This is a genomic window from Paracoccaceae bacterium (assembly GCA_033344815.1).
GTDB lineage: Bacteria > Pseudomonadota > Alphaproteobacteria > Rhodobacterales > Rhodobacteraceae > Roseobacter.
The window spans coordinates 599,482-623,933 of the sequence record JAWPMR010000001.1; the positions used below are offsets into that span (position 1 = coordinate 599,482).

22 protein-coding genes and 3 pseudogenes are annotated in these 24,452 nt (G+C 58.8%); 7 read left to right on the forward strand and 18 right to left on the reverse strand.

The window, feature by feature from the left end; translation table 11 throughout:
* Positions 1 to 79 precede the first annotated feature (79 nt).
* Positions 80 to 555: pseudogene (locus R8G34_02840) on the forward strand (transposase).
* A 528-nt stretch (positions 556 to 1,083) separates the two neighbouring features.
* A pseudogene (locus R8G34_02845) lies at positions 1,084 to 1,330 on the forward strand (DDE-type integrase/transposase/recombinase).
* Positions 1,331 to 1,344: 14 nt separating this feature from the next.
* Here the strand turns inward: R8G34_02845 and R8G34_02850 are convergent.
* From R8G34_02850 to R8G34_02885, 8 genes and pseudogenes are all read right to left on the reverse strand, one after another.
* Positions 1,345 to 1,464, reverse strand: a pseudogene (locus R8G34_02850) (IS3 family transposase).
* 252 nt (positions 1,465 to 1,716) lie between these two features.
* Positions 1,717 to 3,210, reverse strand: coding sequence for an amidohydrolase family protein (locus R8G34_02855; protein MDW3221816.1), 1,494 nt, complete (start codon positions 3,208 to 3,210; stop codon positions 1,717 to 1,719).
* Positions 3,207 to 3,860: an aspartate/glutamate racemase family protein gene (locus tag R8G34_02860; protein ID MDW3221817.1), complete on the reverse strand. Its 654-nt coding sequence runs from the start codon at positions 3,858 to 3,860 to the stop codon at positions 3,207 to 3,209. Before R8G34_02860 ends, R8G34_02855 begins: the two co-directional genes overlap by 4 nt.
* Entirely contained in the window at positions 3,857 to 4,741 is an 885-nt protein-coding gene (locus tag R8G34_02865) for a polysaccharide deacetylase family protein (GenBank protein ID MDW3221818.1), read from the reverse strand. The genes R8G34_02860 and R8G34_02865 overlap by 4 nt, the downstream gene beginning before the upstream one ends.
* Entirely contained in the window at positions 4,738 to 5,667 is a 930-nt protein-coding gene (locus R8G34_02870; protein MDW3221819.1) for a polysaccharide deacetylase family protein, read from the reverse strand. Before R8G34_02870 ends, R8G34_02865 begins: the two co-directional genes overlap by 4 nt.
* On the reverse strand, positions 5,664 to 6,446 hold the full coding sequence (locus R8G34_02875; GenBank protein MDW3221820.1) for a BtpA/SgcQ family protein: 783 nt from the start codon (positions 6,444 to 6,446) through the stop codon (positions 5,664 to 5,666). The genes R8G34_02870 and R8G34_02875 overlap by 4 nt, the downstream gene beginning before the upstream one ends.
* The gene (locus R8G34_02880) at positions 6,437 to 7,456 is read right to left on the reverse strand and encodes a carbohydrate kinase family protein (protein ID MDW3221821.1); all 1,020 of its coding nucleotides are present in this window, start codon (positions 7,454 to 7,456) and stop codon (positions 6,437 to 6,439) included. The genes R8G34_02875 and R8G34_02880 overlap by 10 nt, the downstream gene beginning before the upstream one ends.
* Position 7,457: 1 nt before the next feature.
* Positions 7,458 to 8,570 carry an SIS domain-containing protein gene (locus tag R8G34_02885; GenBank protein ID MDW3221822.1) on the reverse strand — a complete coding sequence of 371 codons (1,113 nt, stop codon included), beginning with the start codon at positions 8,568 to 8,570 and terminating at the stop codon, positions 7,458 to 7,460.
* Between the two features lie 136 nt (positions 8,571 to 8,706).
* Here R8G34_02885 and R8G34_02890 point away from each other — a divergent pair, with 136 nt between their 5' ends.
* From R8G34_02890 to R8G34_02910, 5 genes are all read left to right on the forward strand, one after another.
* Positions 8,707 to 9,507, forward strand: coding sequence for a DeoR/GlpR family DNA-binding transcription regulator (locus tag R8G34_02890; GenBank protein MDW3221823.1), 801 nt, complete (start codon positions 8,707 to 8,709; stop codon positions 9,505 to 9,507).
* A 171-nt stretch (positions 9,508 to 9,678) separates the two neighbouring features.
* The gene (locus R8G34_02895; protein MDW3221824.1) at positions 9,679 to 10,725 is read left to right on the forward strand and encodes an extracellular solute-binding protein; all 1,047 of its coding nucleotides are present in this window, start codon (positions 9,679 to 9,681) and stop codon (positions 10,723 to 10,725) included.
* Positions 10,722 to 11,804, forward strand: coding sequence for an ABC transporter ATP-binding protein (locus tag R8G34_02900; GenBank protein MDW3221825.1), 1,083 nt, complete (start codon positions 10,722 to 10,724; stop codon positions 11,802 to 11,804). The genes R8G34_02895 and R8G34_02900 overlap by 4 nt, the downstream gene beginning before the upstream one ends.
* A complete protein-coding gene (locus R8G34_02905; protein ID MDW3221826.1) occupies positions 11,801 to 12,733 on the forward strand; it encodes an ABC transporter permease in 933 nt (310 codons plus the stop codon). The genes R8G34_02900 and R8G34_02905 overlap by 4 nt, the downstream gene beginning before the upstream one ends.
* Positions 12,730 to 13,545: an ABC transporter permease gene (locus tag R8G34_02910; protein ID MDW3221827.1), complete on the forward strand. Its 816-nt coding sequence runs from the start codon at positions 12,730 to 12,732 to the stop codon at positions 13,543 to 13,545. Before R8G34_02905 ends, R8G34_02910 begins: the two co-directional genes overlap by 4 nt.
* A 105-nt stretch (positions 13,546 to 13,650) precedes the next feature.
* Here the strand turns inward: R8G34_02910 and R8G34_02915 are convergent, their stop codons facing one another.
* The 10 genes from R8G34_02915 to R8G34_02960 all read right to left on the reverse strand — a co-directional run bounded on the left by R8G34_02915 (position 13,651) and on the right by R8G34_02960 (position 24,442).
* Positions 13,651 to 14,517, reverse strand: a complete 867-nt coding sequence (locus R8G34_02915; protein MDW3221828.1) for a polysaccharide deacetylase family protein — start codon at positions 14,515 to 14,517, stop codon at positions 13,651 to 13,653.
* A complete protein-coding gene (locus R8G34_02920; GenBank protein MDW3221829.1) occupies positions 14,517 to 16,025 on the reverse strand; it encodes an amidohydrolase family protein in 1,509 nt (502 codons plus the stop codon). Before R8G34_02920 ends, R8G34_02915 begins: the two co-directional genes overlap by 1 nt.
* Positions 16,022 to 16,744 (reverse strand): aspartate/glutamate racemase family protein, encoded by a 723-nt coding sequence (locus R8G34_02925; GenBank protein MDW3221830.1) that lies wholly within the window; start codon positions 16,742 to 16,744, stop codon positions 16,022 to 16,024. The genes R8G34_02920 and R8G34_02925 overlap by 4 nt, the downstream gene beginning before the upstream one ends.
* Positions 16,741 to 18,021: a TRAP transporter large permease gene (locus R8G34_02930; GenBank protein MDW3221831.1), complete on the reverse strand. Its 1,281-nt coding sequence runs from the start codon at positions 18,019 to 18,021 to the stop codon at positions 16,741 to 16,743. Before R8G34_02930 ends, R8G34_02925 begins: the two co-directional genes overlap by 4 nt.
* Positions 18,008 to 18,622 carry a TRAP transporter small permease gene (locus R8G34_02935; GenBank protein ID MDW3221832.1) on the reverse strand — a complete coding sequence of 205 codons (615 nt, stop codon included), beginning with the start codon at positions 18,620 to 18,622 and terminating at the stop codon, positions 18,008 to 18,010. The genes R8G34_02930 and R8G34_02935 overlap by 14 nt, the downstream gene beginning before the upstream one ends.
* Entirely contained in the window at positions 18,615 to 19,658 is a 1,044-nt protein-coding gene (gene dctP, locus R8G34_02940; GenBank protein MDW3221833.1) for a TRAP transporter substrate-binding protein DctP, read from the reverse strand. The genes R8G34_02935 and dctP overlap by 8 nt, the downstream gene beginning before the upstream one ends.
* Before the next feature lie 244 nt (positions 19,659 to 19,902).
* Positions 19,903 to 21,414 carry an amidohydrolase family protein gene (locus R8G34_02945; GenBank protein ID MDW3221834.1) on the reverse strand — a complete coding sequence of 504 codons (1,512 nt, stop codon included), beginning with the start codon at positions 21,412 to 21,414 and terminating at the stop codon, positions 19,903 to 19,905.
* 49 nt (positions 21,415 to 21,463) lie between these two features.
* The gene (locus R8G34_02950; GenBank protein ID MDW3221835.1) at positions 21,464 to 22,420 is read right to left on the reverse strand and encodes a tripartite tricarboxylate transporter substrate binding protein; all 957 of its coding nucleotides are present in this window, start codon (positions 22,418 to 22,420) and stop codon (positions 21,464 to 21,466) included.
* Between the two features lie 12 nt (positions 22,421 to 22,432).
* Positions 22,433 to 23,956 (reverse strand): tripartite tricarboxylate transporter permease, encoded by a 1,524-nt coding sequence (locus tag R8G34_02955; protein MDW3221836.1) that lies wholly within the window; start codon positions 23,954 to 23,956, stop codon positions 22,433 to 22,435.
* The gene (locus tag R8G34_02960) at positions 23,957 to 24,442 is read right to left on the reverse strand and encodes a tripartite tricarboxylate transporter TctB family protein (GenBank protein ID MDW3221837.1); all 486 of its coding nucleotides are present in this window, start codon (positions 24,440 to 24,442) and stop codon (positions 23,957 to 23,959) included.
* Positions 24,443 to 24,452 lie beyond the last annotated feature (10 nt).

Here is a 24,452-nt window from a genome sequence, read left to right on the forward strand (position 1 = left end):
GGCGGCCAGTGGGATGTACAGGCTGCTTCACCCAGCAGGTAAGCTGAGCGAAGTTTCACCTGCATAGAGAAGAAGTAGCATGGCAAAGACTGATTTGGGTGAGGTGATGTCGATTGGGACTGACATAAGAAAAGACACATTTCACATTGTGGCGTTCGACCCTGATGGCAATTCGGTAGTGCGGCGACAAATCAAACGGCTGGCACGGGTTTTGACATTTGAAATGCTACCAAGATGTGTGGGTGGCATGGAAGCTCCCCTCAGTGCCCATCTCGTCAGTCGAACGTTGCGCGAACATGGTTTGCGCCTCGGATTACGCCAGCGATCTATGTGAAGCCCTGCATCAAAGGACAAAAGAACGGCTTCAACGATGCGGAAGCGATTGCCGAAGCGGCTTTGCGCCCCAATCTACCGGTGGTACCGGAGAAGAGCCAAGACTGGCTTGATCTGCAAGCGCTGCATCGTGTCCGGTCGCGGCTTGTGTCGCGTCGTAGGGCGACGATCACTCCGAGGCGGGCTTTCTTAATCGAACAAGGGATCATGGTCCGCAGAGGATTGCGGCAGAGCAAGCGCTTGAATTTCGGTTGTTCAAAAAAGCATGACAGGCCCCCCTCATTGAGTGCTTTGCAATCAACTGCCCGGCGATGGGGGCAGTCAGGAATGAGGTATCTATTGCCGGGCAAGCGATTTGGCTAAGCCAAATCTGGCCAGAGGGCAGCGTCCGAGAGGCGGGAGATCATCTGGTTGCTCAAAAAAGTCATCCATCAGCGCGTCAGACATGAGTCAAACTCGGCATCCCCCGGACGACTTTCTATGGTTCGGATGATCGGTACCTTCAGCGCTGCGAGGCCGGATTGCAGGATCAATCCTCCAAACCCAAACACGTTTGGAACCGCGTGCCTGACGCGGTGACGGGTAAGGTCGTCGCTTTGCCTTCCCCAGCAGCACTTCCTACGATTAGTATACGCGTGTGTCGACGGCGGCGTTGACGCGCTGGCAACCAATCCCCCGACCGAGACTGGTGTGGAACATATCCCGGACGATATCCGCCAGGCATTCGTCGAATTTGCGCTTGACTGCGAGGATCTGACTAAAACTAGGGCCCATTTGGAGATCTACGCGGCCGATGAGTTCCATCACAAGACCAGCCGCATGAAGGAGTTGTGACAGAACCACGATCACCTATCTCAAGTTTATTGGCTGGGGCTGGTTTTATCTCAGCACGATACTGGACGATTACAGCCGCTACATCATCGCGTGGAAACTCTGCATCATCATGCGAGCCGAGGATGTGACCGGCACCCTTGAACCAGCGCTGGACGCTTCGGGAAGCTTATAACTGCCGTGGGAGCAGTATTGACTGCCTCGATCAGTATGATGAACGCGCGCCTCGGGCGCTTGTCGCAGCGCAACGGACGTATTCAATGTCCGTGGCGCTAAAAAACGTTTCATGCGATTGCTGACCACTGCCCGGCAGTGCATCGTGCAGGAATATCACGACAGGGACCCGCCCATTCTTGATTGGGCCGATCTGCTTGGAGTTCGGTCGAGCGGGTTGCCGCGAGCAGTTGATTTCGGAACTGCTGTAAACTTTCCTGAGTGAACCCTTTGTGCAATCTGGAAAGGCCAAGAGGCCAACTTGCCCGCCTGAGCCCCAATACTGCCAGCAACACCTCTTTTTTCAAATAGCCTGAAACCAGCCGCATTCGTCATTTCCTAATACCAATCGCGATAGAAATCCCGCACCGGTTTAATCAGGTCCGAGGCTAAACGCCGAAGCGCAGCTTCCGCATCCGTATCAGGCCGGTTCAGCGCCATCGCGATATCCGCCAGCACCTCTTCCCGGTCGACATTGGGAAATTGACCTTCATGATAAACCATTTCACCTTGGACAAGCACTGTCTGGACCGCCCCGGCCTTGGCCCGTCGCAAAAGGACATCGATCAAAGGTATCGCCTGATCCTGCCATGGAAATGTCACAGCATCCCAATCCAGAAGAACGATGTCAGCTGCCATACCGGGAGCAAGCCGGCCAATGCAGCCCGAAAAGGGCGTTGTCGCAGCGCCGTGCTCTGTTGCCATCCGCAAGATGTCATCAGCGCTCGGCGATGGTGCATTGTGGCCCGCGGGTCGGTGCAAAGTCAGAGCGAGACGCATTTCCTGCAACATGTCGCGGTCATCGTTCAGTCCGGCTTCATCAATTCCAAGGGCTACTGGCACACCGCTCGCCAGAAACGCGTTCAAGTCTGCGATGCCGCTTTTTAACCGCAGGTTCGACGAACAGTTATGACAAAGACATCCCCCACGCTCCGCAAGCAGCGAGAGATCGTCATCCGTCATCCAAACCCCATGTCCGATCGTCAGCTGGGGACCCACAAGCCCGAAACGATCGACATGCTCCATCGCCGACCCACCGCTGCGCCGCTTGGCATACTCCTTTTGGTAGGGGGTTTCGAGGAGATGCATGTGTAAGGGCGCGCCCGTTTCTTCAGCCATCCGCGCCGCACTTTCCAGAGCAGCATCTGACAACCAATGCAGGTTCGACGGCGCAATCTGGATACCCACAAGCGGGTTCTTCACCCAATTTTCACGGAGCACGTGAAAAACTGCGATCTGCTCGGCAAGCGGCAGACCGAACCCGCCCAGATAGGCTGCGGCAGGTGCTTGCAGCGCCTCGGAAAGCGACGCGATAAAACGCTCATCCGCCTCGTAGATCATCCGGTTCTGGTCGCGCAGCGCAAATGAATAGGACACACGCATGCCAACTTCGGCATACGCCCTGATGATGGCGTCGCTACGCGCCAAAACCATACTACTGTCACCGGGCGCCCGGCTTTGAAGGTGCTGCACACAGGTAACGCCGGAGGCGATCATCTCGAAAGCCGAGAACAACACGTCAAGTCGCGGGTCCACGTCCCGCATCACGAGTCGCTCGGGAAACCAGAGCTCCAGTGGTTGATCCCGCGCGCCAAGCTGAAACGGCGTGAGGCCGACATGATGATGCGCATTGATGAGCCCGGGCATCGCCACCCTGCCCCGCCCGCCAATTTCGCGGGCCCCGGGAGCGGCCCGTCGCATCACAGCACTTGCACCAATCTCGACAATTTCGCCGTTCTCGATCAGGACAGCACCATCCGACACAATCAGTGGCGCGCCTTCGCTGTCGAAGCCACAAATGACGTGATCAGCAACTATCAGCGTTTGGGTCATACGCAAACCTCCAGTCCCAGACGCGAGAAAGTTAAGCGTACAGCTGACGGAACAGGCTCTATCAGCGGAACAGGCGACTGCCCCGCAAGCGCGCGGGCGGCCATGGCAAGCGGACCGCCTCCGATTACGACAGCAATCACCTCCGCCTCGGCGACGGCCCTGGCAATCGCAGTACGAAGAGCTTTTTGAAGCGCTGCCGGATCGGCCAATAAAGCGGCAGCGTCCCCCGACGTTGTCCAGGTTCCGGCAAAACCCGCGTGCCCCAAGCCGGCGGCGGTATCGGCAATGCGTGGCGCCAGATCCGGCGTTGTTGTCACGACCGCAAAACGACGACCGCCTGCCCCCGCTTCTGCCATGGCTGCCTCGGCAATTCCTGTGACCGGTATTTCAAGCCTGTCACGTAGAGCCTGCACGCCCGGGTCTCCGAAGGCTGACACAATGACCGCATCGAAACCTTCCAAGACCCGTGCAAGGACAGCGACGGCATCAGTAGAGACGTCAAGTGCATGCGGCTCGGTAATGAGAGGCACCCCAAAACCGGCGGTGAAACCAGCAATTGTCACGTCAGGCCCAGCCGCCTTAGCAGCAATTTCCACCATCCTTTCGGTGGTTTCGTCTGACGTGTTCGGATTGACAAGCGCGATCCTCATGACACCGCCTTGGAGAAGGCTTCTGCGATGTCCATTCTTCGGGCTATCCATAAGCGTTCTCGTCGGGCCACAAGCTCCTCAAGAACACCTGTGAAAGCCTTGAACCGTCCTGGCCGTCCGACAATCCGGAGGTGAAACCCGATATTCAGCATGCGCGGCAGGCCGTCTGCCGCTTCCTTTTCCAGCACGTCAAGGGCGTCGGAGACGTATTCGGTCATTTCCCGGGCCCGTACGAACCCATTGGGATGAAAAAACTTCATGTCATTGGTATCGAGCGCGTAGGGCACGACGACCAACCCCGAAGGATCGCGGTAGGGGATATCGTCGTCAAAGCCATTCGACGTGTAGAGGTATCCGCGCTCCGCGAGCAAATCACGGGTCCAAGGGCTCTCTGAGCCCCGGCAGAAAAACCCAACGGGTGCTTTTCCTGTCGCCCGCTCAATGGCTTCGGATGCGCGATCGAGGTCTGCGGCTTCAGCCTCGCGACTTTCGTAATCCGCATGAGGCCGCCAGAGCCAACCATGGCAGGCAACTTCATGCCCGTCGCCAGCTAACATGGCAAGAACGGGAGCCGCGCGTTCTGCCGCGCGTCCGCAGGCAAAGATCGTCGCCGGGATCGCGCTGTCCCGCAGCGCCCTTGCCATTCGCGAGGCCCCGGCGCGGGTCCCATAAGCAAAGAGTTGTGCCTGCCCCAGGTCAGGCCGTCCGTCTGGCACAACCGAGATCACTTCGCCAACCCGCTCGCTTACATGATCGCCGTCAAGCACTTGCTGTTCGGCCCCCTCCTCGAAATTTACCACAACAGATACCGCAAGACGCGCGCCGTTAGGCCAAGTGAAGTCTGGCCAATTACCGCCGTATCCAACAAGATCTCGGGTCAAGCGAAATCCCCGCGTGGCGTTGCAGGCGACCATTCGGGAAGCCCCAAACCGGCGCGCCATGCGGTCGCAATTTCGGCCCGCGTCGCGAACCAGACGTCGCCCAAGCCAAGCGCGTGGTCCAGAACCGCTTCAAGCCCACCGATGCGTGCGGGCCGTCCGATGATCCGGGTGTGAAGACCAATCGACAGCATGCGTGGGGCTTTTGCACCTTCCGCATGAAGCCGCTCCAACGCTGCAATCGTATAGCGCGCAAAGTCCTCGGCAAAAACGAACCCGCCGCCATTGTAAAATCGCATGTCATTCGTGTCGAATGCATAGGGAAGAACAACATGCGGCCCGCGCGCGGTCTCGACCATATAGGGCAGATCATCGTCGTATGCATTGCTATCATACAAAAAACCGCCCTCATCGACCAACAGATCGCGGGTCCTTGGAGATGTGGCCGAGCGTGTGTGCCAACCTACCGGCCGCGTCCCGCCGGTCTGCGTTATTGCGTCCACAGCCCGTGAAATGGCCGCACGTTCGGTCACAGCATCCATATGCACATGCCTCTCCCAGCGCCACCCATGGGCCGAGATTTCGTGACCATCGGTCACCGCCTCTTCGATCAACCAAGGTGTCGCCAGTGCCGCGCGCCCACAGGCATTGATCGTGACGCGCACGCCCCGGGAGTTCAACGCATCGCGGATGCGTGGCCAGCCTGCCCTTGGACCGTATTCGAAGTGGCTTTCCATGCACAGATCGCGCTCACCCTCGACCACCTCAACCGCCTCATAGATATGCTCATTTCGCTCGTCTCCATCGCTGAGCGTCAGCTCGGCCCCTTCTTCAACATTCACCACAACAGACACCGCCAACCGCGCGCCGCCTGGCCAGGTGATATCCGGCGCTGCTCCCCTGTAACCTTCGAAGTCGCGTCTGGTCATTTTTGCGCCCTTTCCATGAAGCGCCGACAAAGATCCATATCCCATCTGACAAGATCGTCTTCATGTGCGCCTTGCCGCATCAGCGCACTCGACACGATAACGCCGTCGCTGGCCGCCAAAGCCTCAGCAACGTTTTGCTCGGTCACACCTCCGCCGATCAAGATTGGCTGTGTCGGTACGGTCTTTTGCACAGCCTCGATCCGCTCCAGCGTGTCCGCAAAACTGGTGCCCGTAATGATCAACCCGTCTGCGCCGGTCTTGGCGGCCCAGTTCGCGGCAAAGGGCTGGCTTTCATCCGAAAGCGGCCGCGCGGTCCTGTCGTGCACATCCGCAAGAATGGCGATATCGGCCCGTCCGAGATCTCCACGATACCTGACTGCTGCTGCACCAAGCCCGGTCCGTGGTCCGTCTGCCGTCATTGCGCCGCCAACGAATATCTTCAGGCGCACAAAGTCGGCCCCGGACGCATAAGCGACGGCAAGAGCCGCCATCGGGTCGTGCGCCTCAACGATGATGCCCAACCCGATCCCGGGTACCTCCGCACGGATCAACCGCGCGAGCGACGCCATCATGGCAAGCGTGTCCGGCGCGGCGGTGTCTGCTGTTCGCGTCTGGTCCTGAAGCTTGAGATAGGGCACGCCCGCTTGCGCAAAAACGCGCGCGTTCGCGACAGCGTAGTCCTCGTACCAGGCGACACTTCGATGTCGCGACAGCGCGAAATCCGGAAGATGCAATGCAGCGATAACAGGCGGAACACCTTCAAACATTTTCAGAGACATGCTGGCTCCTCAGAGTTGAGCAAATTACGTGCCGCCTCCCGGTCAGCCGGCAGCGCACCATCCGCCCCAAAAGCACCAACAATGCGCGCCGCTGAAATTGCGCCGAAACGGGCCGCGGCAATCGGGTCGCTGGTCTCAACCAGTCCCGCCAGAAAGCCGCCTGAAAATCCATCACCCGCACCGGTTGGATCAACCGTTTTAACTTTATGCACCGGGACCAGCACCGTGGATTTAGTCGTCCGGTCCCATACCAGAGCGCCCATTGAGCCAAGCTTCACTGCCACAGCGCCATCTGTGCGGTCCGCAAGTTTGGCCAGCGCATCCGCCAGGCCTGCATCGGGGACAAGCGCGCGCAATTCGACCTCGCTCGGTAAAAAAGCATCCAGCCGTGACAGGATCGGACCGATCTCATCCAGTGGGCGGGCTGCGAGTTGCCATCCCGGATCAGCAGTGACAATCGGCACCGCAGCGAACCGGTCGAGCATGGCCATCATGACGTCCGGCTGACTCGGCGCAAGGTGAACACCTTTGGTGTTCACCCATGTCTCCGGCACCTGTACGGGCATGAGGGGATGCAGATCGCGGAACTCCGAATAGCCGATCTCGTCGTCATTCTGTCGTTCCGCGAGTAACAACCGCCATTGAGCAACCTGCCGACGCGTAAGGTGGTCACTGGGAAATCCCGCAGCAGAAAGAGCCTCAGGCGGGCTCGTCAGGCCCTCATCGCGGTCACCGGCATCATCGTATATGAACCAACTGCACGCAGTGAGACGTTCGGAATACCAGGAGACACCCGCCAGATCGACGCCCGCCGACTCCAGTTTGGCAAGTGTCGCCTTTGGATAACTTTCGACTGCAGCGCTTACAAGACCGATCCTGTGAGCCCAGATTGATGCGCCGACAGCTGAAAAAGCCCCGTTTCCGCCTGCCAGTTCCAAGGCAACCCGACCTTCCGCCGAAACAACATTGTCGACCGTCAAGCCCCCGACCGTAACCAGATCGGGGGTCATGTCAGACACCCAGCCGCGGGGCACCGAGACCGATGGCATCCCGTTCCATCGCGGCATGATACCCAAAGAGGTGCAGCGGCACGCTATATACGATCGGACGGGTATCTTCAGCAACATCCGGCAGATGCCAGGCGATGTCTGCAACTTCCGAAATCTCGGTTTCGCCTTCCGGCAAAAGCGCTACGCAGATGCCTTCGCTGGCGTGGCTCATGATTGCCGTCTCAAGTGCGCGCTCATGACTGGATTGGTCCGCAGCGACGAGGAACATCACGTCGCCCGCCTTCTGCGTCCGGTAATGATGATATTCTTCCAGTGGGAAGGCATAGGCATGAATTGGAGCAAGCTCACGCAACTTGGCCGACCCGAATTCCGCCGGCGCCAAGTATGGCCCCGCGCCTGTTAACAACACAAGGTCCGCCGAAGCAAAACGCTTCGCCGCCTCGCGCGCAGGCTCAAAAAAACCATGGGCAACAGCGTCGACCTGATCGGGGAGCGCCTCCAGCGCCGCCCGTAGCACGCTTACGTCCTGCCCTTTGGCCTCAGCGACAGAAGCAGTCAATGCGAGTTTCAGGCTCATCGCCGCGGTCGACGACTGCGTCGGCCAGCCGCCTCGCGTGGCACAGATTTGGAGCGCGCCCGGAAACTCTTCCATGAGCGGCGAGCCAAGGGTATTCGACAGACCAATTGTGTAAGCGCCACGTTCAGCAGCGCCTTTCAAGCCATCAATGACCGGTTCGGTTTTACCGGACGAGCTGAGGCCAATAACGACCGCCTCGGAATCAATGGTGTCGAGTCCATAGGTTGCAAAATCAAATGCTTCGCTGGGTTCAGCCACTGCGCCAAGATAGCGCTCAATTGTTTGTCTAACGCCCACTCCAGAAACCCAACTGTCACCGCAGCCAACCATGACAACCCGGCGAATATTGCGTTCCGCCAGATCCTTTGCGATTGCAGCCAGCGGCTCAACATTCGCCTCCAGCGTCGCTCGGATCGCTGCGCCTTGCGTCATCATCTCGGTTTCGGTCAGTGCAACGCGCCGAAAACGCTCAGGATCGCCCGGGGCATCAGAGGAAGACTCCCGACGGATCTCTTTAACTCGCCGTTCGAAATTCACGATAGCACCCTCCTCGCGTTTAAGATCAACAAAGCGTTGCGCACGATCCCGATATCGCAAATTCAGCAATCACTCGCATCGTGTTTCGATATCTGATACAGCATCATAAAATGCAAGTCGAATAAAAAGGCAAGCCGTGACCGACATTGCGAGTACACAGACTGTCAATTTACGCCAAGAGCAAATTCTTGAGATTCTGTCTCACGAAAAAGTTGTTGACGTCGTGCAGCTTTCTGAGCAGCTGGGCGTTTCAGCAGTCACAATACGCTCGGATCTGGATACGCTGGATCGGCGCATGCTGCTCCGCCGGATTCGTGGCGGAGCTACCTCCGTGCAACCTGCACGTTTCGTGCGCCCTTTGGAATTGTCGAGCCAAAACTTCAGCGCGGAAAAAGAGAGGATCGGCGCGATGGCGGCGCGCATGGTACGCAATGGCGAGACAATTATACTCGACGCCGGGACAACGGCCCAGGCAATGGCTCTGGCCCTGCCGGAGGAACTGCGGGATGTCGTTGTCATTACGAACAGCCTCGAAATCGCGATATCCCTTGAAAAACATGATGGTGTCACGGTTATGGTGACAGGTGGCACCATCAAGCGGACGGGCCGAAATCCACACTCGCGCTCGCTGATTCCGCCGCTTGCCGGACTCCTGCTTGCACAGGTAAACGCGGATTGCGCCTACCTCTGCTGCGCCGGAATTGATGCCACGCGGGGCTTCACAAACGCACATTTCGAGGAGACCGAAGTAAAGCAGGCGATGTTATCGGCCTCTCGCCGCACCGTGATGCTGGGAGATCACGGCAAGATCGGACATGTGGCGGGCGCCCGCATCGCCGCACTGCACGAAGTATCGACGCTGGTAACCGACAGCGCGGCCCCGCCTGCCGACGTGCATGCGCTTGAGTCGGCCGGGCTGAATGTCATACTCGCATGATTATCCAAGCGCCGAATTATTCAGCGATCACGTGAGGCGTCGATCAAAGAACACGCAACCTGGAAACTTTCGAATCTTTTTCTTTACATAAATTTCGCAAAATATCGTATGATAAGGCGTTGTTGAGTCGTGGACAGAGATCCGCGGAAACCTTCTGACAGGGGAAATAAAATGAATTTGAAAAGACGCACGGTTCTGGGTGGCCTCGCTGCCACCACGATACTTCACACACCCACGGTTCTGCGTGCACAGTCGCGCGAACTCGTCATGGTCGGATATGGCAACGAATCGGACGCCCCACTCATTGCTGCAGGCGAAGAGCTCGGGCGCCGCAACCCCGGTGTTTCACTCCGTGTGATCGGCGGGCTTTCGACAGAGGCGCTTGCCCAGATCAAAGCGGCGCGCGGAAATTCGCCCTACGACCTCGCGGTGATGGGCTCGCCTGCGATCGTCAATGCCCTGGCGGAAGACGTGATTGTACCGCTGGATTTTTCCAACATTCCGAACTCCGCAAATGTTGATCCACGCTATACGCCATACGGTTACGACGTGGGTCAACCCATTTGGTTTGAGGGTATCGGCATTGCGTATGATACGTCCAAGATCGAAAACCCGCCAACGACCTGGGAAGCCCTCTGGTCCGGCGAGTACACCGGCAGGATCGGCATGTGCCGTCCGCAATCAAATCTCGGCCTGGGTGTATTGGCGGCAACCTGCGAAGCCTTTGGCCAGCCTCAGGATAACATGCAGTTTGCGCTTGAAAAGTGGGCGGAACTCGATCCGCTCGTTGGCCGCAGCCCGCCGCTTCTCCAGCAGATGATCGAGCGTGGAGAGGTGGATCTTGCCCCCTTGTGGCACGTCAATTCGGCTTTGGCGGCAAACTCAGGGCTTCCGATCGGATACGTAAAGATCGCAGGCCCGGGCCCGTTGATGCTGCCGACAAATATCGTCCAGTTCATCAATACAGCGGAAGGTACCGCAGACCTCGTCACCCAGTTTGCCGATATCCTTCTGACCGAAGAAATCCAGAAAATGGCAGGCAGCGCGCCGATCTACTTTGGGACTGTGGTCGAAGGTATTCCCGTGGCCGCAGAAGCCGCCCCCTACGTGCCCTCCTCACCCGAAGAACTGGACGGCACGACCTCGCTCGAATGGAAGTCCTTTGCTCCGCTACGGGGCGAGACGGTTGAGACGTTTGATCGAATGTTTGCAACATGAAGCACGGGGCCACGGGTCCCTCGACGAAAGTTGCCGCCACGGCCTCTGTGCTCAGCATCGAGGCCGTGAGCAAGCGTTTCGGTGCAACAAAAGTGCTGCAGGAATGCTCCCTGGACATTGATGAGGGAGAAATCGTTACGCTCCTCGGGCCATCTGGTTGCGGCAAAACCACTCTGCTTCGCTGTATCGCTGGGTTCTGGGACGCCGATGGCGGCTCCATCGGGATTGACGGCGAAGATATGGCGGACGTGCCGGTGAACCGCCGCCCCGTCGGTGTCGTTTTTCAAAGCTATGCCCTTTTTCCACACATGACGGTCGCGCAGAATGTAGGATATGCGCTCAGGATGAATGGCACACCAAAGGCGAGCGCCAAGGAAAAGGTCCTGGCGGCACTGGCCACCGTTTCTCTCACCGGTTTTGAAAATCGCTATCCAGCGCAGCTCTCGGGCGGCCAGCAACAGCGTGTCGCCATAGCCCGGGTTCTAGTGATGGAGCCCAGAGTGCTTTTACTCGATGAGCCTTTCAATGCGCTTGACGCAAAACTGCGCGGATCAATGCAGATTGAACTGCGCCAACTGATCAAAACGCTTGGCCTGACCTCGATCTTTGTCACCCATGATCAGGAAGAGGCGCTGACCATGAGCGACCGGATTGCCGTCATGCGCGCTGGCCAGATTGAACAGGTAGACAGTCCGGACGAGATTTTTGATCGCCCGGCAACCGCATACGTTGCGGATTTCATCGGCATTTCAAATTTTTGGGATGCTCAATCGAACGCCGGACAAGTGATTTTGCCCGACGGGCAGTCGGTCGTTTCGGACATCGAAGGACCCGTACAGGTCATGGCGCGACCTCACAACTTGCGCCTTGCGCCGCCGGATGCAGGCGACTGGACTGGCACGATTACGTTTCATCGCAATGTCGGTCCTTTGATTGAATACTACGTCCAAACGTCAACAGGCGAAACGCTGCGCATCGCGACGATGCGTCAAGAGCGCGGCCGGCCCATCGCCGACCATGCAAACGTCAGCATTAAAGTGATCGAGCCGGCCGATTGCGCGATCTATCCGCGCTCATGACCGATGCGAGGGTGACCCAAAATTACGCGGCACCACGTTTCGGTGAACGACTGGCAGATGCACTTTTGTCAGGCCGTGGGATATGGCCTGCCGTTCCCGCGATTGCCGTGCTTATGATCGTCGCGGTGATCCCTTTTATTATTCTGTTATCGCTCGGTTTTTCGGACATCGAGATTTCACGTGGCGACATCGTGAGCCAGACTTTCTCACTGGTCCATCTCTCAAACGCGCTCAGTGACCCGCTTTACTGGATCACCTTCCAGCGCTCGCTCAGCCTCGCCCTGACCACAACCGCGCTTTGCCTCCTCTTCGGTTATCCTGTGGCTTATCTTTTCCTGTCCGGGGGAAAGTGGACAAAACGGGTGATCCTCATTCTGACGATCGCACCGCTTCTGACGAGCGGCATTGTGCGCACCTATGCGTGGCTGGTCATCCTCGGGGGTCGCGGCGTTGTCAACCAGACGCTTATAGGGCTTGGCCTGATCGACCAACCACTTCGTATCATGAACACGCATTGGGCGGTTCTGATCGGCATGGTGCAGATCCATTTGCCCGTCATGATCCTGCCGCTGATCGCGGTAATGAGCAGGCACGACCGCGCAATCGTGGAGGCGGCCGAAAACCTTGGTGCCTCACGTCTTGCGACGCTGCGAACGGTCATCTTGCCGCTCAGTGTTCCAGGCGTTGGCACGGGGGCTGCACTTGTCTTTACGCTCAGCTATACAACTTTTGTTGTCCCGCAGCTGCTCGGTGGAGGCAACTATCTCAATGCGGCAACCATGATTTACGAGCAGGTCGTCTTTTCACTGGAGTGGTCCAAGGGGTCCGTCAGTTCCCTGCTTCTGATGGTAACTTGCCTGATTGTTCTGTTGTCTATCGCGCTCGTGACGAACCATTATACACGCTGGACGAAGGGACGCGATACATGAGGCGTCTGAGAAAGACATCACTCGGCGATGCGCTGGGAATCGGGTTGATCTTCGTCGTGGCCGTTTTCTCCCTGGTGCTGCTCGTAGCGCCGTCGTTGATCGTTGTAATCATCTCATTCGATACGCGCGCCTACGTCAGTTTTCCGCCCGAAGGTTTCACACTCAAATGGTATGGCGAAGTCTTTAAACAGGGTGAGCTTGTCGAAGCAATGCTCAACAGCCTGCAGGTCGGCGTTACGGTGACACTACTTTGCATTTTGCTGGGCGTACCTACCGCACTCGCCTGCGCGCGCGGACGTTTTCGTGGCACAACAGCACTATCGGTGTTTGTCATGGTGCCGCACATGGTCCCCGGGATCGTGCTCGGCGTTGCAGTTCTTTTTGCAGGTGCGCTGATAGGGGTCTCGCCATCGATCTGGCTACAGTCAATTTCAATCACTGTGTTTATTCTTGCCGTTATGGTGCGCACCGTCCAGAGCCGCCTGCTGCGGCTTGACCCTGCGCTTGAAGAGGCGGCCGCCAACCTGCGCGCGACGCCGTTCAACAGCCTGCGTACGGTGACTTTCCCACTTTTGATGCCAGCGATCCTTGCAGGCGCCGTCTTCACTTTCGTTGAAGGCTTCGACAACCTGTCGGTCGCGATTTTCACGCATGGTTTTCTGGACAGGCCACTTCCTGTAGAGCTTTTGTCGCTTGTGCAGTTTACATCGTCGCCGCTTGTTGCTGCTGTATCAGGGGTGCAGATCGTACTTGCCATTGTTGCACTTGTGATCGTCTCAATGGCGGTCGGCCTCGACAAGATAAATGAGTAGAAAATAAACCGGCTGAGCCTGTGCTTCTTATGAGGAGTTGGTCTTTTCGGCTGTGTACGCAGATGCGATCAGGCGTTTGCAGGACAGTCACCGGAAACCGTGAACTTACCCTACGGCCAGATGCGGCTCGGCGAGAACAGCGGCGTAAATCTCTTTCGGAGTGGTCGCCCAGACTTCAGGCATCGCTGCAATTTCCGCAAGGGCTGCAATCACTGGACGCGCACGCCACGGCTGGCCGGAAATGAAACTGTGCAGGACCACGCTCATGACCACCGGTCGCGTGCTCAGTGCAAACTCATGGGCCTCATCGAGGAGGGCCGTCGCGAAGGTACCGGGGTTCATTTGCCGTCCCACCATCGTGGTGCTGTCGTTCAATTCGGCAGCGTATGGTATCGAGAGAATGCGCCCTGCTGCGCTCATCAGCCAAACCGGCTGATCGTCGAGACGGAAATCCAGCACATACTTGTACCCGGCGGTTGTCAGGCTGGCCAAAGAGGTCGGCGTATGGGCCAGCCAGGGGCTCGACCAGCCATCCGGCAGCTCCCCCTCGTTTGAACCGATGCGCGCGCGCACGTCAGCGACATACTCGCGTTCCGCCTCACCTTTCAGATCCGTAAGGCTGTCGGAATTCGATTTGCCATGCGCCACAAATTCGGCGCCCGCAGCGCGCGCGGCAGCAATCACCGCCGGAGCCTGGTCGTAAAGATCCGTGTTCAACAGCACCGCAGGCGGAATGCCTGTACGCGCAAGGCTGTCGAACAATCGAAACGCACCGACGCGATTCCCGTACTCGCGCCACGCCGCATTCACCAGATCAGGGGCCGCACCACGGGGCAGAATATCCTCGGTCATGCCCTCATCAGGTCGGTAGCTCTCGACACCGACGGCCACCCAGAGCGCCACTTTCACCCCATTTGGCCAGCGACCTTCGGGACGATCGGGTGTTGCGGAGTAGGTCCAGGGCAGCATCATCAGACTTCCTGTTTCAGCTTGCGGGAAAAGCCTAAATCGATAGCCGCCGCGCGGTCGTGCATGGCGCGGTAGATGGGCACCAACTCGGCCACCTCTTCTGCGGCGCGGCGCAACACGGGTGCGATGCCGTCAAAGACCACCCGCGCCTCGGCCAAAAGGGCTGTTTCGTCAATGCTGGTGACATGCCCGTTCTCAGCAACAACGCGACCAGCAACCATCGACAACCGAACGGAGGTGCCTTGTTCCACATGCACAAGCTGTCGTGGCAGGTCGTTCAGCGGCAGAAAGGCCAGTGTTGACAGATCCACAAGGATCAGATCAGCCGGTGCACCAAGAGCCAGTGTTCCAAGACCAGGCTGGCGCAACGCATGGCCACCGCCCTCGGTTGCCGCACGCAGAATCTGCCGGGCCGAGGGCCACAGATCCGGATCATCGCCAGACAAGGTATGGATCATGCCGGCTGCCTTCATCACGGACCACATATTTACCGCGTCATCAGCAATTGCTTCGTCCACGCCAAGCGAGACGCTGATCCCACGGTCGAGCATGTCACGCAGTGGCATGACGCCGGAGCCGAGCCGCAAATTGCTGATCGGATTATGCGCAACATTGGCACCGGTATCGGCAATCAGGTCCAGATCCTGCGCATCCACCCAGATTGCATGAATGACCTGCATCCGCTCGGACAGCAGGCCAAGGTCATGGGTATATTGCACCAGCGACCGCCCGCCCAATTTCTCTTGACCAAGCACCCGTTGCAGCTTGGTTTCAAGCATATGCGCCAGAAAGGGCAGATCATGGGTGCGGCTCAGCGCGTCCAGAGCGGCAAAATACTCCGGGGTGACGCGTTGCGGCGCGGAACAACTGACCGCCGCGCTGATCCGCCCGTCTGCCGCCCCGTGCCACTGCGCGATGAGGTGATCATAGAGCGCTAGAAGAGCACAGGCCTGCAGTTTCGGCCGCCGCGCAAGGCTGGCATGGAACTGCTCCGGCGCGATGTCCTCCAAAAACGGCAACTTTTCGAATTCCGATAACTCCGGCTCATCCAGCGCCAGTTTCGCCCGCATTCCACTATCGGCATAAGCTTGCGCGACCGCGTCGATGATCTCGGGTGTCGGCTCCGGCACGAAAAAGCAATCGTCCATGACCGCAGTCGTCCCGGTGCGCAGCATCTCGATACATCCAAGCATTGTACGCAGATAGGCTTGCCGGGGCGTCGGCCGCAACGTCTCTAAAGCGGGGCTCTCAAACAGCATGAACACCTCGAGCGGCAAACACGGCAGCCGCCCTTTCATGTGATTGACCGATGAATGGAAGTGAGCGTTCACGAGACCGGGCATCAGCAAATCACCCTTGCCATCGATCGTCGAAACACCCTCAGGCGCTGTAATGTTTGGCCGTATGACGGAGATCCTGCCGTCTTCGACCAACAGGTCACAGGCAGCAGTCATGCCATCAGGATGGTCAAGGTCCAGCAGATGCACGTTGCGAAAGAGCGCGGCACTCATGTCCTCTTGCCCGCAATCAGATCGGCAAGCGACGCGGGCAGCCCCAAGGTCCCCGCCACCGGCACCGGGCGTTCCGGCAGTGTCTCACCTGTCGCGATCCGTTTCATGCACAGCGGAACGGCTGCTGCCGCGTCGCTTACTGGGATCGCTGCGCGCAGAGCAAGGCGCGCAGCCATACCCGCCACCACCGTGCCCAACAGAACCGCGACCTTAGCACCGCGACCGGCAAGGCGCGCAATCGCGTCAAGCACAGCCGCATCATGCGCCTTTGCGTCAAGATAGGCTTCGCGCGAGGCAAATTCGACAACCTCCCATGCGATCGGGTCGCGCCCGTACCCTGAAAGGAGACGCGCATAGAGCGGCTGGCTCGACGCCCCGAAACACACCACCCCAAGCGGCCCCCTGCCCGCCTGCGCCAACGCGGCTTCGGTCACCCCGACCACAGGCACAGGCAGCACTTCGGACAGAGCGCGCAACCCGGTATCAAAGGAGATCGCAAGGATCACGCCGTCCACACCTTTGGCATGGTCTGCCGCCAGTTGCAGGGCTGCATGGGCGGCGATCAGGTTTTCAGCCTCACTGGTGACAATGCGTGCGCCGAAAGCACCTGTAACGCCCTCAAATGTTACCCCATCCGGTGCAATCCGCCGCGCTTCAGAGATAAAAGTCGCCGTAACCTCGGGCGACGTATTGGGATTAAGGGCGAGAATCCGGGTCATATCAGGATGCCGGGAAAGATCGTGATCAGTGCCACAACCGAGAGGATGCAGAGACAAAATGGCAAGACCCCCACGATCACCGTACTGACATCACCACGCCCCCGCACCGATTGCGTCACATAAAGGTTCATGCCGACAGGCGGTGTGATCAGTGCCAGTTCGCACATCAGCACAAGGAAAATGCCAAACCAGATGCTATCATAGCCGATCAACGTTACAATCGGCAAAATGATCGGGATGGTTGCGATCATCATTGCCAGTGCATCCAGAAAGCACCCCAGCACCATGTAAAGAACCACCAGCAGAAGGATCATGGTCACGGGCTGGACATCAAATGACGACACAAACGTCGACACTTGCCCCGGCACACCAAGCACACCCAGAATGAAGTTGAGATAAAAGGCCGCCACCAGGATCAGCAGAGTCATGCCCGTGGTGGTGACCGATGACAGCATCGCCTCGCGCAGCATGCTCCAGTTGAGCGTTCGGTAGAAAGCGGTCAGCGCAAGAGCTGCCATGACGCCAACACCGGCGGCTTCGGTGGGTGTGGCAAAGCCAAGATAGATCGACCCCATAACCAGAATGAAGATCACGATGGGTGGGACCAGATCCACAAGCCTCTGACGGCGCTCCGACCATGGGGCCATGCGTTGCGGACGGCCTGCAATGGCCGGGCTGATGATGCAGGCAATCATGATCATGCCCATGAAAGCCGAGGCGAGCAATATGCCCGGCAAAATACCCGCCGTAAAAAGCGCCCCGATCGAGGTATTGGTTATTGCGCCGTAGATAATGAGGTTGATCGAGGGCGGGATCAAAATGCCGAGCGTCGCGCCCGAGGCCACGCTGCCTGCGACCCAGGCTTCGGCGTAGTTCTGGCGCCTGAACGTCGGGAAAGCCACTGTCCCGATCGTTGCAGCGGTCGCGACCGAAGACCCCGAGATTGACGCAAAGACCGTCGAGGCGGCAATATTGGTGTGCAAAAGCCCTCCCGGCAGGGGACGGGTCCAGTCCGACAGGGCCCTGTACATGCGTTCGGTGACACCTCCACGCACAAGGATTTCTCCCATGAAGACGAAGAGCGGAATTGCCACCAGAAGGAAGTTGTTCAGTGTGCCCCACATCATCGTGCCAAAAGGCCGGATCATCGTGTCGCCAAAAAAGGTGTAAGCTCCGAGGGCTGCTACAAAGAAAAGAGCCGATGCGATATGAAGCCCGATAAACAGCAAGAACAGTAAGAGCCCGAAGCCGAGGGCGGCCCCTTCAATCCCGAGCATCGTGGCTGTTCCTTTCTTTGGTGTCGACGTATTGCTCAACCTCTTCGGCCACCGAAGGGGATCCGTAGAAAAGGCTGACGGCACGCCGGTCCGTGAAGTAAAGCCAGATCGCGTGAGCCGATGTCAGACAACAGGTCAGCGCAAAGAAGATCATGCCCGCCAGCCAGATCGATTGCGGTACCCAGAGCGGTGTCTGCAGCGGCGTATTGGTGATAGCACCGAAGCGCAGTGTTTTTTCAAGCTCACCCCAGGCCTGCCAGGCCATGAAAACCGCAAACCCGGCAATCGTGATTTGCGCCAGTACATTAAGTGTGTCTCGTACCGCATTGGGAAAAAATCGAAAAAACAGATCGATCCTCGGATGCCCCCGCCGCATGAGGGTCAGCGCCATGCCCAGCGACCCGACGAAGGCCAGAACATAGCCGCCAATTTCATCGGTACCCTGCACCGAGACGCCAAAGACGTCACGGCCGACAATGTCGATCGTGATGAGAACGGCCAGAAGCGCGATGGTGATGCCCGCGCCCAAGGCCAGCATTGTGCTGATGCGTTCGACCGCGCGCAAGACGCGCGGCCGTTCGGTTTGAACTGCGTTACTCAATGGTCAAGCCACGTGCCGCTCCCACGGTTTCGTTCCAGATGTCCTTACAGCCGGGATAGGACGCTTCACAGGTCTCGGCCCAGGCCGGAAGGATGGCCGATACGGAGATATCCGCGACCTTGTCCTTGTCGACTGCGCTGACAGACACGAGGGACATGTCATAGGAGGTATAAATGCCCCCTTCCGGGCAGTCCCCGCCGGTGGAGCAGGCCTGCGCTGTCCCATTCGTGTTGATTGCCACGTCCCACAGGGCCGCCTCCATATCGGCCATGATGCCTTGGAAGGCGGCGCGGTCTTCTTCACTCAGGCCCTCAAGCCACGACAGATTGACCATATGCGCCTGAACCGATCCCGAGACCGACAGGGGATACAGGTTTGTCGTGACCTCCGGCCATTTACCGGTGTTGGAAGAGGTCGGCGACGTCACGCCGCAGGTGGCGACACCACGTTGCAGCGCCGGATAGACTTCGGGGAAAGACAGGGTCACCGGCGTCGCCCCGAGGTTTTCCAAGAGCGTTGACATGGATGCTGTGAAAGACCGCACCTTCAGCCCGTCGAGGTCCGCGAGCGAGGTGATCTCGGCGTTGCAAAGAAACACCTGCGGGCCAAATGGCCAGATCGCCACTGCGGTCACACCGAATTTTTCTGCCAGACGTGCGTTGAACACATCGCGGTAGGCATCCACGGCAAGCTTTAGGTCGTCCATGTTGGTCGACACGCCAATCAGGTCGATGCCTTCCAGAAACGGATCGTCCTTGGCCACGCTGCCAACCTGGATGGTTGCCATTGCGAACGCGCCGTCACTGACCAGTCGCAGCCCGTCGGCTAGATCAATCCCCAACGCTTGAAATTCGCTGCGGTTCACGTCAAAGCCAGCCTCTGCCAGCGCCGTCATCGCATCCATCTCTGGCGGATGTTGTGCACGCTGATCCTGATTTTGTGAGACAAACTGCATCGCCTGTGCCGCCACGCCTGACGCCCCCGCAAGGGCAAGACCGGCCGCCATGGCTGAGGTCAAGAGTAAGTTGGTTTTCATGTTTTTTCCTCTCTGGTGGTATAAGGGCAGCCCTGCCGCCCCGCATGTTGTCAGGGCCGCATGTCTTTGGCCCCATTGGTCAAATCTCCAGGCATGCCTGAGACAAAAACTGATGGTGTGATCGTATGCGGCAACGACGTTTCGTCGATGAGCGCTATGCTTCCACGCGTCCGGAGCAAGCGAGGTGCCTGCGTTTTGCGCATTTGGCATTTGATCGCCCGCAAAAAGTGCAGATCGCGCAGCCTCATAGGGTGCCTCCGATCCGTGCAGGGAACATATCGGCCGGAACTGGCGTGGCACAGCAGCGCTGGTAAATCTGTTCATAGGGAGCGCGCAACCGCGCCACGGAGGCTTCGGCCGCCGCGATGTCCGGTGCGAGCCGTTCCGCTTCCGCGTGTATCCGTTCGAGCACTTCGTCCTCGTCGATCTGAGTGAGCGCCCCGTCCCGGAGCACAATCCGACCATCGACCACCAGATGACGCAGACCGCGGCCCGTTTCCGCAAGGGTCAGTTGCTGTAGCGGCGCATTCAGAGGGGTCAGCGCGATTGACCGCGTGTCATAGAGCGCCAAATCCGCCTTTGCCTCTTCCTCGATCCGCCCGATATCCCTGCGACCCAACGCCCGCGCGCCGCCCTCTGTCGCTGCCCGGAAGGCCTCTTGCGGTGTGATCCAGCGCGTATGATCCGTGTCCCGCAGCGACTGCGCCAGCGCCGTCTGCGCCATCACTCGCAACATATCGACGGATTCGATTGAGCCACAGCCATCAGTCCCTAGCGACACATTGATGCCCCGGTCCAGCATCTCGCGCATGGGCATGAGGCCACTGCCAAGCTTGAAATTGCTGTTGGGGTTGTGCTGCACGCTTGCCCCGGATGCCGCGATCAGGTCAAGGTCGTCCGGACTGACCCAGACCCCGTGGATGAGCGACGTACCGGGTTTGAGAAACCCCAACCGTGCCAGATGCGCGACCATGGAACAGCCATAAAATTCGTGCCCTGTTACCACCTGAAGGCGGGTTTCCTGAACATGAATGATCACTGGCGTGCCGTTCTGATCTGCGAGGTCGCGCACTTGCAACAGGAAATCATCGCTGCACCGCTGCGGGGCGGACGGGGCCACGATGAAAGCAACCCTGTGCGCGCTGTGATGGCGCCTTTTCGCAAGCTCGTGCGCGAAGCTCAGAACATCGGCAGGCGGTGTGGCTTCATTGGTCGCTAGTTCGGCCAGCAGATCGGGCGGAAAATGCTCGTCGACAAACGGCATTCCGCGGTAGAAGGGCTTGTCAAAGAGCGTAATCCCGAGATGGGCGCGGATACCGATATCTTCATAGGCGCGAAACGCGGCCTCAACGTGATCTTCGCGCAAAATGGGGCTGACGTTCATATCGTCAACGATCGTCGTCGTTCCTGTCCGTAGCGCTTCTATCGCGCCAATTAACGTGCGTAGATAAACTTGCTCGGGCGTCATGGGAATTGGCTTCAGCGGCCTGACAAGGTTCATCCAGAGCTCAAGCGGCAACCCGGAATAGCGGCCCTTCTGGAAATTCTCGTGGCTGTGATGATGCCCGTTGATATGCCCCGGAACCGCAAAGAGTGTGGTGCCGTCGATGACTTCGGCAGCACCAGGCTGGAGGCTGCCCGGTGCTGCGATCTTTTCGATCTTGGTGCCCGCAATAGCCAAATCGACGCGCAGCGGATCTTGCGCAACCGCGTCGGGTCGTTTTGCCAGAACATTGCGGATCAACAGATCGGTCATCTCGTACTCCGGTTAGCGGACGCCCCGACGGAACGCCCGCTGCAAAAGATCAATTCGAAGCGCCGACGAGTGCAGCAACTTCTGCCATCGCGGCGATCTCTTCGGTCAGAAGTTCACCAAACGCCTCGTGATCGGCGAACTGGATTGACGAACCGATGCGACCGATCAGCCGCAGGAAGCCTTCGTCTGCCATCAGCGACTCGAACCCGTCAGACAGAGCCGCAACGACTTGGGGCGGTGTCCCTGCGGGTGCGAGCACACCGCGCCAGAACTGAAAAACCACATCATAGCCCGTTTCAGGACAGGCCGCGACATCCGGCAGTGCCTCGATGCGCGTTGTGTCCGTCACACAGAGCGGCACCAGCGCACCGCTTTCGATATGCTCACCGACGACGCTGATATCGCCTGCATAGGCCATTGTCTCCCCCCCCAGAAGACGCGCAATCGCGGGGCCGCCGCCACCGTACTCCACGCCGGTCATCTCTGCGCCGGTGCGCGCCTTGAGCAGCTCGAAAACCGTGTAGGTCCAGCCATTGAGGTTGTCGGAACTATAGACCAGATCGCCGGGATTGTCAGTGGCGTAAGCGACCATTTCCTCCATCGTGGCGAAAGGCGCATCGGCACGGGCCACAAACACCGCCGGGCTGTAGTTGATGCGCGCGACCGGCACGAAATTGTCAACGCCGTAGGGGAGATCTTCGACCTGTGGCCGCAACGAATTGATCGTCGGATCGCCAAAGAGCAGCGTCAGACCATCGGCGGGCGCATTGGCAACTTCGGTTGCGCCAACCGCGCCACCGCCACCCGCGCGGATCACAGAAATCAGCGATTGACCGAAATGCGGCTCGGCTGCGGTGGTGATGATACCTGCGTGCAATGAGTGGGACCCGCCCGGTGGATAAGGTGTGACAAAGCGGATGGGTTCATCAAATGTTACCGACTGCGCTGCCAGTGGTGCTGCGGTTGCCACAAGGGCTGTCGTGATCACGGTTGCAAAGAGTCTCATGGTGGTTCTCCTTTATCGTTGGGAGTTTGGGTTAATGGTTGTGGAAGATGGATCGGGCGCGCCTTTCCAGCCGCGCCAGGCAAAAAGCACAAGGATCCCGGCCAGAATGAGCAAAAGGACAAGAGACGGCGGTTTTTCGACAAAGATTGTCAGCGATCCGCGGGAGACAGCCAGCGATTGCCGCAATGAGTTTTCCAGCCCGGGCGCCAGCAGTATACCAATTACAAACGGTGCAATCGGCATGCCGACCTTGCGCATGATGTAGCCAAGTGCGCCACCGGCCAGCATGATCATGATGTCGAAAGCCGCGTTGTTGACCGCATATGCACCCGCGAAACAAAATGCGGCGACTGCTGGATAAAGCAGCGCATCCGGAATCAGCACGATCCGCTGCATGTAGCGAATGGCCCAGAGCCCTACGCACAAGAGCATGACGTTCGAGACGATGAGAAAGGCAAAGATTGCATAGATGGTCTCTGCCTCGCGCGCGAACATGAGCGGGCCCGGTGTCAGCCCCTGCGCCATGAAAGCACCCAGCAGAACTGCTGTGATCGTATCGCCGGGGATGCCAAAAACCGTCATTGGGATAAGTGCTGCGGGGCACACTGCATTGTTTCCCGCTTCAGAGGCTGCGACGCCCTCGGGCGCGCCCTTGCCGAACCGCTCGGGCGTTTTTGATCTGCGCCGGGCGATGCCATAGGAGACCCAGCAGCTAATTTCGGCCCCCAACCCCGGAAGCGAGCCGATGGCGGTGCCGATGCCCGTAGATCGCAGAATGGTGGGCATCAGATGGCGCAGCCCCGACAGCGGCAGCTTTGCCGCCGCGTGCGTGGGATCAATGGCGGCTTGTGTCTGCCCGCGCGCGCCGGCCTCTGCGCGCAACAGGATTTCGCTCAATGCGAACATACCAATGAGCAGTGGAATAAGGGAGATACCGCCGAGCAGGAAGGTCGTTCCGAAAGTGTAGCGTTGGGCGCCCGTCATCGGGTCTAGACCAATCAGCGAGACCAAAACACCAAGAACAGCGGCGATCAGACCCTTGAGCATATCCGTGCCGGACACCGCCGCCACCATCGTCAGCGCAATGGCATAAAGCAGCGTGAATTCCGGTGAGCCAACCTTGATGGCCACCGAGGCCAGCGGGGCGGCAACAGCAATCAGCACGAGGGTGGCCAGCAGATCCGCAATGACCGACGCGTAAAGGCTGATTTCCAGCGCCTGGCGGCCTTTGCCCGCACGCGCCATCGCGTGCCCATCCGCTGCCGTCGCCGCCGCCGCCGCCGTTCCCGGCGTGTTGATCAGGATCGCCGGGATCGAACCTGCGTAAATCGCCCCCTTATAGACACCAAGCAGAAACGGCAGGCCGATGAGCGTGTCCATCATGAAGGTAAATGGCGCAAGCACCGCCACTGCCATTGTCGCCGTCAAACCGGGTAGCCCACCCACAACAATCCCCGCCAGCAAGCCGGCAAGCGCGGTCAGCAGGACCAGAGGATCCGCCAAAAGGGAGAAACCTGATGCCAGATCCGCCAGCATCTAGAAAAACCCCGTTGGCAAGAGCACATTCAGCACGCCGCGGAACAAAGCTTCAATTGCGAGCGGCACCAACCCCGCCAGCAGGCACACTTGCAGCGGCCGCCGCTCTCCGAAAATCAAGCACAACAGGGCAATCAACGCCGCAGCAGTGACCAGAAATCCGAGCCAGAAGATCGCAACGCCGGACGCCCCGAGAACCGCGCCCGCATATATCACCTTGAGCGGCACGGCGCTGCCAGAGCGCTTTGACGCAGCGTGGCTTTGCAGTGATCTCAAGACGATACCGACAGATAGGGCAAGCAGCAGCGACCCCGACCACAGCGGGAAAAAGGCGGCGCCGCGCGGGTTGGCAAACTGAGACCAGCCACTGGGCGCAACCTGAAAGGGGATCGCAAGCAATGCTGCGACAGCGACGGCCGTACATATCACGCCAATCCAAAGATCAGACTGGATCAGGTCTGTTTGCTCTGATTGCATATGCGCCATTCCCCAGCAT